Here is a 9,151-nt window from a genome sequence, read left to right as displayed (position 1 = left end):
GGCGGGGGCCACGCGGCGATGGCCTGGGGCTCGCGGGCACAGGTCGGAGTGACGGCCTGGGGCGCGCGGCCGGTGTGGAGCGTGGAGGGGGCGGTGCTCGATTTCCGCTCCACCGCGGGCTACCCGGCGGGCGGTGCGTTCGGCGCGGTGGGCATGGATGGCGCGTGGGGCCTGGGCCCCGTGGACCTCTTCGTGGAGGCGGCGCGCAGTTTCGATGCGAGCGGCGGTGGGCTCGGCGTGCTTCAGCGCACGGTGGTGGCGGGCACGTCGAAGGAGCTGGAGGTGTCGCTGCGGGCCTACGGACGCGGCTTCGCCAATCCCTACACCGGCGCGACTTCCGGCCCGGATGAGCTGGAGGGCTCACGGGCCCGGAATGAAGTGGGCGCGCGCGTGCGCTACGTGCACCGTCTGGAAGGTGCGCTGCGGCTGCGCGGTGAGGTGGATGCCTGGACGCTGCCCTCGGATGGCGCGGAGGTGGGCAGCGCCGGCACGGTGAACATGCGGGCCTCGGCGCGAGTGGACTGGCGCGCGCATGCGCTGTTCCAACCGTCGCTGTGGGCCGAGTACCGGGACAAGGACGTCGGCACTGCGGGGGACTGTTTCGATGGCCCCTGTTCAGGGTCGCTCCTGCGCCTCACGGCCCGGGTGAAGGCGGAGCTTCACGATGCGGTGTCCGTGTCCGCGCAGTACGCGCATGCCCGCGTGGATGATCCGGTGAACCGGGGCGTGCGTGAGGACGCGCACGCGGTGGTGGAGACGCAGGTGCGGCCTTGCGACGCCGTGAGGCTGCGGGGCCGCGCCGTGTGGAAGGACGAAGACCTGTCGACGCGCAACCGGCTGGAGCAGTCCTTCCGTGCCTCGCTCGATGCGAGCTGGACGGCGGACGCCGTGACGACCCGAGGCCGCTACGCGTGGGTCGTGGACTTGAAGGACGCGCGAGGTGCCCGGACGCCGCCGGATGCGCCCCGGCACCTGTTCGCGCTGGAAGTGGAGACGCGGTTCTGAAGGGAGCGGAGTGTGGTGGCTCGGGCAGTGTGGGGATGGGGCGTGAGGTTGGGATTGGGATGGGTGCTGGGGTGGATGGCGGCGTGTGGACTGCCCACAGGGGAGGAGGAACCCGCGGCCTGTGAGGCCTTGCTGCCGGGGGACCTGGTCATCACGGAGTACCTCAACGACCCCGCGGGCGCGGACACGGGCAAGGAGTACGTGGAGCTGCACAACCCGACCAGGGAGACCGTGGACCTGCTGGGCGTCACGCTCTTCACCGCGCGCGACGAAGCGGCCCAGGAGCGGGTCTACACGTTCACCACGGGCCTGCCGGTGGACGCGGGCACCTACGTCGTGCTGGGCGACGTGCGCGAGGCTGCACTGCCCGAGCACGTGGACCAGACCTATGGCGATGCGCTCGGCGCGCTGGGGAACAGCGCGGGGCTGCTGGGCCTGCGGTGTGGAACGCGGGTGCTCGACACGGTGGTGCTGGAAGCGCCCGCGAAGTCAGGCCTGGCCCGGACCCGTGACGGCCTGTCGCGCTGGTGCGATGCACCGGGAAGCCCGGGCGCCGCGAACGCACCGTGCCCCGTACTGACAGACGGTGGAGTGACGTGCCTGCCACCGGGCGCGGACTCTCCGCGCGAGGTCCAGCCCCCACGTCCTGGCGAGCTGATCATCACCGAGGTGATGGCCAACCCGCGCGGCGATGACACGGTGGGCGAGTGGATTGAAGTCCGCGCCACCGTGCCCGTGGACCTCAACGGGCTGGCGGTGGGAACGGACACGTCCGGCACACGCCTGGAGTCCGAGCGCTGTCTGTCCCTGGCCGCTGGAGAGTCCGCACTGTTCGCGCGCAGGCGGGAGCCGGAGGTGAACGGCGGCCTGCCGGAGCCGCTGGCCACGTTCTCCGCGGACCTGCGCAACGCGGGCGGTGTGGTTGCCATCCGAGCAGGGAGCGTGCTCATCGACAGCGCGCTGTATGGCCCGGCCCAGGACGGCGTGGCCACCCAGGTGTCCGCCGATGCGAAGGGCAACGCCTGGTGCGCGGCCACGGAGGCCTACGGTGACAAGGGCAACCTGGGCACACCGGGACGCGCCAACCGCGTTTGCACCGGGACCGACGCGGGCACGGCGCGGACAGGGTGTATCGACCGGATGACGGGCCAGTCCCGCGCGCCCCGCGTTCCCACCGTGGGCTCCCTGGTGCTCACCGAGTTCATGGCGGACCCCGCCGCCGTCCCGGATGCGCAGGGCGAATGGGTGGAGCTGCTCGCGCTGCGCGAGGTGGACCTCAACGGGGTGACGCTCGCCAACGAAGCGGGCAGCTCCGTCCTGGAGTCCCCGCTGTGCCTGTCGATGAAGGCCGGGAGCTTCGCGGTCCTCGCGCGCGTCGAAGACGCTTCGCTCAACGGTGGGCTGCCCTCGGTGCTCGGCACCTTCGCGTTCGGCCTGGGCAACGGCGCGGGCGCCCATGTCCTCAAGCTGTCCGCGCAGGGAACCGTCCTGGACTCCGTGGCCTTCACGGACGCGGCGAAGCCCGGGGTGTCTTCGCAGCTGGACGCCCGGGTGCGGGACGCCACCGGCAACGACGCGGCCGGGGCCTTCTGTTCCACGCCCCCGGGGCTGACCTACGGCGCGGGCGACCGGGGCACGCCGGGCCGGGAGAACCGGACGTGCGCGCCATGAGGACACAGGTCCTGGGATGGCTGTGGCTGCTCACCGTCCTGTCCGCCTGTGGCGGCGGGGAAGGGGAGTGCGGCCCGAGCACGGGCGTGGTGACGAAGGTCATCGACGGAGACACCGTCGTGCTCCAGGACGGCGAGCGGATCCGCTACCTGCTGGCCGACACCCCGGAGACGACGAAGGGCCACGACGACTGCTTCGGCGAGGAGGCCGCGGCGTTCAACCGCTCGCTCGTGGAGGGCCGCACGGTGCGGCTGCGGGATGGGGAGGCGTGCACGGACCGCTACGGGCGGCGGCTCGCCTATGTGTCCGTGGACGGCGAGGACGTGAACGCGCTGCTCGTGCAGCGCGGCTACGCGTGCACGCTGTTCATCCCACCGGCCGGAGCCTCCCGGCGCGGCGAGTTCGAGGCCCTGGAGCTGGAGGCCCGGCGCGCACGCCGGGGCCTGTGGGGGCGCTGCCCGGCGCCGTGTCCCAGGGGCCGGCGCCCGGCGGCGTCCACCCTACGGCAGCGTGTCCATCACCGCCCGGGCCAGCTCCGACTCCAGCGGCCACGCAGCGGGGCGGCGCGACGTGGTGAGGCCCAGCGTGCCCTCCGAGAGCCGCGCCCCGAACGCGTCCCCCACGGACAGCTTCACCTTGCGCACCCGCTCCCGGAGCACGTCGCCCACGTCGGGCGTCGAGGCCAGCCTGGCCAGCACCTTGCCGGTGCGCTCGACGAGCCACGCCAGGGGCTGGATGTTGGCCTCGGACTCCAGCTCGTCGGCCGAGCCGAGCTCCACCGCGACCTTCGAGCCCCAGGCGCTGGACAGCGTGTCGGCCAGCGCGGGCAGGTGCCGGCGCAGGTGCATGGGCGAGGACTCGGGCATCGACTTCGCGGGCGTGTCCAGCACCGTGGCCTCGTGCAGCGTGAGCGCTTCAATGACGCCGTCCGGAACGAACGTCACGTCCAGGCCCTCCCCGTGCGAACCGTAGCCTCCGGAGGTGATGAGCAGCACGCCGCGCCCCTGGCGGAACTCGCCGTACTCCCGGATGAGCCCCGTCACCTCGCGCCCGCTGCGCAGGTACAGCGTCACCTGCGGCAGGTTCAGCGGCAGGCCCTCGTTGCGGCGGCGCATGAGGATGCTCATCGCCTCCAGCACCTCCCAGACGCTGCGCACGTTGCCCCGGGCCAGCGACTCCAGCGGATCCACCATGGGGGGCGTGCTCATGACCGGCCCTCCGCCGCCAGGGCTTGTCCCTGGGTCCACGTCCCCGGGGGCACCAGCCCCGTCGTCCGCGTGCCCTGTCCGCCGGTGCTGCGTTCCGCGAATGCCATGGCCTGCTGCCTCCCGTGTGCTGGAGGGACAGTTTCCCCCAGGTCCCTGACGGGACCCAGCGGTTCACGGAGGCCTCCCATGGCCGCCCGCCATGTCCCCGGGTTCCATCCCAGAGGTGGACAATCCACCGCTCCCCCTCCCGCAGGCCCCATCCATATCGCGGCGCGTAATGGGCATCTTCCCTCCACTCCGGACACGTCCAGGAAGCAGGGTTACCTTGACGCTCACTCTTCCCACAGCAGGCGGCCTGCCTTGTCCGGCCCGTACCCTCGGGGCGCGGGCATGAACCCGGTCGCGTCCACGACGGACTCGCTCGCGGACCTGATGGAGGCGCGGCGCGAGGACATCCTCCGGCGCTGGGGCGCCCGGCTGGAGCCCGGCATGTCCGCGGAGCTCCAGGGCCGGCTGGAGGGGATGCTCAAGCTGGTGGACGCCCTCGTGCTCGTCCTGCGTCAGGGGGGCGTGGAGACGTGGTCCGCCGGGGCGGTGTGGGCCCATGCCCGGGAGATTGGACTGCGGCGCTTCCAGGCCGGCGCCCGGGTGGAGACGCTGGTGGAGGAGTACGGCCTCTTGCGCGAGGCCATCCTGGAGGTGCTGGATGCGTCCCACCGGCCGCTCGGCACGGACGAGCTGCGCATGCTGTGGCGCGCGCTGGACCGGAGCCTGACGGAGGCCGTGGCCCACTTCGTCCAGGAACATGAACAGGCGATGCACTCCAGGGAGCGGCGGCTGCAGGAGATCCTCGACCACGCCCCGGCCGCCATCTACGCGAAGGACGGGGCCGGGCGGTACCTCTTCGTCAACCACCCGTTCGAGACCATCTCCGGCCACGAGCGCGCGTCGGTGCTGGGGCGCTCGGACCTGGAGCTGTTCCCCCGGGAGACGGCGGAGCGCTTCCGCCACAACGACCGCCGGGTGCTCAACGCGAAGGCGCCGCTCGTCTTCGACGAGGAGGTGCTCCAGCCCGACGGGGTGCACCTCTACCACACGATGAAGTTCCCCCTGCCCGGCGTGGTGCAGGGCGAGTCGTGGGCCCTGTGCGGCGTGTCCACGGACATCACCACCACGCGCGTGCTGCGCCAGGAGCGCGACGAGGCCCGCGAGCAGCTCCAGCGCGTGCTCACGCAATTGCCTGTCGTGCTGTGGGCCTTCGACGCGCAGGGCGTGTTCACCCTCTTCGAGGGTGAGGGTGTGACGTCCACGAGCGTGCCCTCGCGGGTGATGCGCGGACGGTCCGTCTTCGACGTGTTCCGGAACCGGCGCGACGTGCTGGAGGTCATCCTGCGCGCCCTGGCCGGCGAGCCGATGTCCACCGAGCTGTACCTCATGGGCGTCTGGTTCGAGGTCCGCCTCCTGCCGGTGTTCGACGCGGGCGGCCGGGTGGTGAGCGTGTCCGGCGTGTCGCTGGACATCACCGAGCGGCGCCGGGCGGAGCAGGAGCTGCGGGCGTCGGAGACGCGCTACCGCCTGGCCACCCAGGCCACCCGCGACGTCATCTGGGACTGGGACCTGGTGACGGATGAAATCCACTGGAGCGAGCTGGCGCCGCGCATGCTCCGGATGGACACGTCCCAGGGGCCGCCCGTCATGGACATGGCGTGGTGGATGGACAGCGTGCACCCCGACGATCGCGAGCGGGTGAGGCGGGAGCTGCAGGAGGCGCTCGACAGCCGCGAGGGCCACTGGGTTGCCGAGTACCGGCTGCGCCGGGGCGACGGGACGTGGGCCTTTCTCGAGGACCGGGGCCGCGTGGTGAAGGACCTCCAGGGCCGCCCCGTGCGCATGGTGGGCGCCATGCAGGACGTCACCCAGCGGCATGAGGCGGAGGCCGAGGCCAGGCGCCGCGCGGAGTTCGAACAGCTGCTCATCGGCATCGTGGGCCACGACCTGCGCAACCCCATCTCCGCCATCACCATGGCCGCCACGTCGCTGGCGAAGCGCGAGGACGCCGACCCGCGCGAGAAGAAGGCCGTGGCCCGCATCCTCTCCAGCGCCGAGCGCGCGCGCCGCATGCTGCGCGACGTGCTGGACTTCACCCAGGCCCGGCTGGGCGGCGGCATCCCCATGGATCCGCGCGAGGTGGACCTGCTGGACCTGGTGCGCCAGGTGATGGACGAGGTGCAGCAGGCCCACCCGGACCGGCGCCTGGAGGTGGACGGGCGGGGAGAGACCCGGCTGCGGTGCGACCCGGACCGGCTGGCGCAGGTCATCACCAACCTGGTGAACAACGCGCTCGCCTACGGAGACGCCTTCTGCCCGGTGCGCGTGCGGCTGCGCGGCCAGCCGGGCGCGGTGACGCTCGCGGTGAAGAACCAGGGCCCCCCCATTCCCCCGCAGCTGCTGCCGCACCTGTTCGAGCCCCTCAAGCGCGCGGAGGCCCGCGAGGGCAACCACCGCGCCGCCCACGGGCTGGGGCTGGGGCTCTTCATCGTGAAGCACATCGTGGATGCGCACGGGGGCCGGATGCGCGTGCGCTCCACCGTCCAGGACGGCACCACCTTCCTCATCCATCTGCCGCGCCGCCCGCCCGCCAGGGACTGAAGCGGCGGCCCTCCGGGGCGCGCTTGCCCTGGCGGGACGGCACGGGTAGCAAGGGGGCTCCGGCGGCGGGGGGCCCCGCCCTTGCCGGAAGGAGAGCGGAGCGGCGCCATGAACAAGAAGTGGATCCTCGGGCTGGGGCTGGGTGCGGCGGGGCTGCTCGTCGTGGGTGGAGGCCTGGTCGCGACGGGGTTCTGGGCGGACCGCCAGATGGACGGCAGCGGCATGGACACGCTCATGCAGACCCAGGAGCGCGCCCGGAAGACCGCCGAGCTCAACGCCCGCTATCCCTTCCAGCCTCCGGCCCAGGGCCGGGTGATGAAGCTGGACGAGGCGCGGCTGGAGGCCTACCTCGCCGCGCGCGAGGCGACCTTCCCCGCCTACCGGGTGCTGGAGAAGGAGTCCCTGGAGTTCGTCCAGGCGAACGGGCAGGCGCTCGGCAGCGGGGACCGCCGCGCCCGGCTCCGCGCCGCCAACGCCTCCCTGCGCATGATGGGCAAGGCCCAGGCCGCCCTGCTCCAGAACCTGGAGGCGCAGCGCATGTCGCCCCAGGAGTTCCGCCGCATCACCGCCGTGGTGTACCCGCCGCCCCCGCGGGCCACGCCCGACGCGGGCGTGGCGATGGTGTCCTCGCCGTCCGACCCCGCGAACCTCGCGCAGCTGGAGGCGCAGCTGGCCGCCATCACGCCGCGGCTGGAGGACCCGAAGCTGTCGGAGGCCGAGCGGCTGCAGCTGGAGCAGCGCCGCGCCGGGCTGCGCAAGTTCATCACCCAGCTGGAGCTCGCCTCGGGCAAGGACGTGAAGGACGCCAACGCGGCCCTCTTGAAGAAGCACGCTGAGCGCATCGCGAAGGTGGCCAACCCCACCTTCGACGACCTGCTGGCCCGGCCCCTGGAGGCCGCTGGCGGTACCGCGGGCCTGCCTATGCCCTGAAGGCTCAGGCCTCCGCGTGGCCCACGGAGCGCCGGTGGACGAGGCTCGCGCCCACCGCCGCGCCAATCACGGTCACGATGATGGCCACCGACAGGAGCGGCGGGATGTGCACCCACTCCTCCACCACCATCTTCACGCCCGCGAACGTCAGCACCCCCGCCAGACCGTAGTGCAGGTACTTCAGCTGCCCCACGGCCCCGGCGATGACGAGGTAGAGCGCGCGCAGCCCCAGGATGGCGAAGGCGTTGGAGCTGTAGAGGATGAACGTGTCGGTGGTGACGGAGAACGCCGCCGGCACCGAGTCCACCGCGAAGAGGATGTCCGTCACCTCCAGGCCCACGAGCGCCAGGAGCAGCGGCGTGGCCAGCCTGCGGCCCTGGTGCTTCACCACGAAGTGAGGCCCCTCCACCTGGTCCGCCACCGGCAGCTTCCTGGACAGCCACGCCACGACGCGGTTGTCCTCCTGCTTCGACGGGTCCTCGCGGAAGACGCGCCACGCGGTGACGAGCAGGATGGCGCCGAAGACGTAGGACACCCAGCCCCAGCGCTGCAGCGCCGCCGCGCCCACGAAGATGAACAGCGCCCGGAACACCAGCGCGCCGAAGATGCCCAGGAAGAGCACCTCGTGCTGGTAGCGCTGGGGCACGTTCAGGCTGCGGAAGATGACGAGGAAGACGAAGACGTTGTCCAGGCTGAGGCTCTTCTCGATGAGCCACGCCGCCAGGTACTCGTGGCCCGCCGAGCTGCCCAGCGTCACCCACACGAAGCCGCAGAAGGCCAGGCCCAGGCCCACCCACGCCAGGCTCCACAGGATGGCCGCGCGGCGCGACTGCCCCCGCCCGCCCCGGTGCGCCAGCAGGTCCACCACCAGCAGCGCCAGGAGCAGCGCCCAGAAGACGACCCAGGCCCAGGAGGGGGTGCTTTGCATGACCCCTCCAACGTAGGCACTCCCCCGGAGTGCGCGCGGGGAATGTATTCACGCGGAGTCAGATCCTACCCACATCCCTTGAGGCGAGCCCTGAGGTATGGGGTCCGGGTGAGCGTTGTCCTCTTCCCTGCTCAGGATGTGATACTTCCCAGGAAGCCCAGGAACCTCATGATTCTCAACACTCCAAAGGCGGTGCGATGAACACGGTCATCTTCGCTTGTACGCACAACGCGGGTCGCTCGCAGATCGCGGCGGCCTTCTTCAACCTGCTGGCGGACCCTGCGAAGGCGCGCGCCATTTCCGCTGGCACGCAGCCGGCCGAGCGTCTGCATCCCGAGGTGCTCGCCACCATGAAGGAGATGGGCGTGGATCTGGGCGACGCGAAGCCGCAGCGGCTGACCCCGGAGCTGGCGAAGAGCGCGCAGATCCTGGTGACGCTGGGCGGCCTGTCGGACGCGCCGGTGGTGACGGACCAGAAGCGCGAGGACTGGCCCATGGAGGACACGGTGGGCAAGTCCGCGGCGGACGTGGAGAAGATCCGCGACGCGACGGCCGCCATGGTGTCGGACTTCGTGATTCGCCACGGCTGGGAGCGCCCGCAGTAGCGAGCGGGTGCGGGAAGCAGGGCCCTTCCAGACGCGTGACCGTGGGTGTCCGGGCCTCCCAGGCGGACGGACGGAGCGCGCGAAGAGGGGAAGTGAAGGCCGCGACGCGCAGGTGTCGCGGTGGGGGGGCTTCCCGGGCCGGGACTCCGGCGGGG

Annotated in this window: 6 protein-coding genes and 2 pseudogenes; 6 read left to right on the top strand and 2 right to left on the bottom strand. The window is 72.0% G+C overall.

Features of this window, described 5'->3' with window-relative positions:
• From D7X55_RS29710 to D7X55_RS29700, 3 genes and pseudogenes are all read left to right on the top strand, one after another.
• Nucleotides 1–1,005: pseudogene (locus D7X55_RS29710) on the top strand (hypothetical protein); the annotation flags it as partial.
• Between the two features lie 42 nt (nucleotides 1,006–1,047).
• A complete protein-coding gene (locus D7X55_RS29705; protein ID WP_306437754.1) occupies nucleotides 1,048–2,676 on the top strand; it encodes a lamin tail domain-containing protein in 1,629 nt (542 codons plus the stop codon).
• Nucleotides 2,673–3,113 (top strand): annotated as a pseudogene (locus D7X55_RS29700) (thermonuclease family protein); the annotation flags it as partial. The gene D7X55_RS29705 and the pseudogene D7X55_RS29700, both read left to right, overlap by 4 nt.
• A 63-nt stretch (nucleotides 3,114–3,176) precedes the next feature.
• Here D7X55_RS29700 and D7X55_RS44240 read toward each other — a convergent pair.
• Nucleotides 3,177–3,884 (bottom strand): hypothetical protein, encoded by a 708-nt coding sequence (locus tag D7X55_RS44240; protein ID WP_167510851.1) that lies wholly within the window; start codon nucleotides 3,882–3,884, stop codon nucleotides 3,177–3,179.
• A 390-nt stretch (nucleotides 3,885–4,274) separates the two neighbouring features.
• On the opposite strand from D7X55_RS44240, the gene D7X55_RS29695 reads away from it, so the two are divergent.
• On the top strand, nucleotides 4,275–6,533 hold the full coding sequence (locus D7X55_RS29695; protein WP_121724830.1) for a PAS domain-containing sensor histidine kinase: 2,259 nt from the start codon (nucleotides 4,275–4,277) through the stop codon (nucleotides 6,531–6,533).
• Nucleotides 6,534–6,641: 108 nt separating this feature from the next.
• On the top strand, nucleotides 6,642–7,463 hold the full coding sequence (locus D7X55_RS29690; protein WP_121724828.1) for a hypothetical protein: 822 nt from the start codon (nucleotides 6,642–6,644) through the stop codon (nucleotides 7,461–7,463).
• A 4-nt stretch (nucleotides 7,464–7,467) separates the two neighbouring features.
• Here D7X55_RS29690 and D7X55_RS29685 read toward each other — a convergent pair whose 3' ends face one another.
• Nucleotides 7,468–8,391: a TerC/Alx family metal homeostasis membrane protein gene (locus tag D7X55_RS29685; protein ID WP_120553189.1), complete on the bottom strand. Its 924-nt coding sequence runs from the start codon at nucleotides 8,389–8,391 to the stop codon at nucleotides 7,468–7,470.
• Nucleotides 8,392–8,588: 197 nt separating this feature from the next.
• On the opposite strand from D7X55_RS29685, the gene D7X55_RS29680 reads away from it, so the two are divergent.
• A complete protein-coding gene (locus D7X55_RS29680) occupies nucleotides 8,589–8,996 on the top strand; it encodes an arsenate reductase ArsC (protein WP_120553188.1) in 408 nt (135 codons plus the stop codon).
• The last annotated feature ends 155 nt before the right edge of the window (nucleotides 8,997–9,151 follow it).

Source organism: Corallococcus sp. AB049A (assembly GCF_003668885.1).
GTDB classification, from domain to species: domain Bacteria; phylum Myxococcota; class Myxococcia; order Myxococcales; family Myxococcaceae; genus Corallococcus; species Corallococcus interemptor.
The sequence above is the reverse complement of the archived record's forward strand: the minus strand, read 5'-3'. Positions and strand labels throughout refer to the sequence as shown.

Excerpts from the sequence above, each read along its gene's own strand:
- D7X55_RS44240 (WP_167510851.1), bottom strand. The coding sequence starts at position 3,884 with ATGAGCACGCCCCCCATGGTGGATCCGCTGGAGTCGCTGGCCCGGGGC.
- D7X55_RS29690 (WP_121724828.1), top strand. The coding sequence starts at position 6,642 with ATGAACAAGAAGTGGATCCTCGGGCTGGGGCTGGGTGCGGCGGGGCTG.
- D7X55_RS29685 (WP_120553189.1), bottom strand. The coding sequence starts at position 8,391 with ATGCAAAGCACCCCCTCCTGGGCCTGGGTCGTCTTCTGGGCGCTGCTC.
- D7X55_RS29695 (WP_121724830.1), top strand. The coding sequence starts at position 4,275 with ATGAACCCGGTCGCGTCCACGACGGACTCGCTCGCGGACCTGATGGAG.
- D7X55_RS29680 (WP_120553188.1), top strand. The coding sequence starts at position 8,589 with ATGAACACGGTCATCTTCGCTTGTACGCACAACGCGGGTCGCTCGCAG.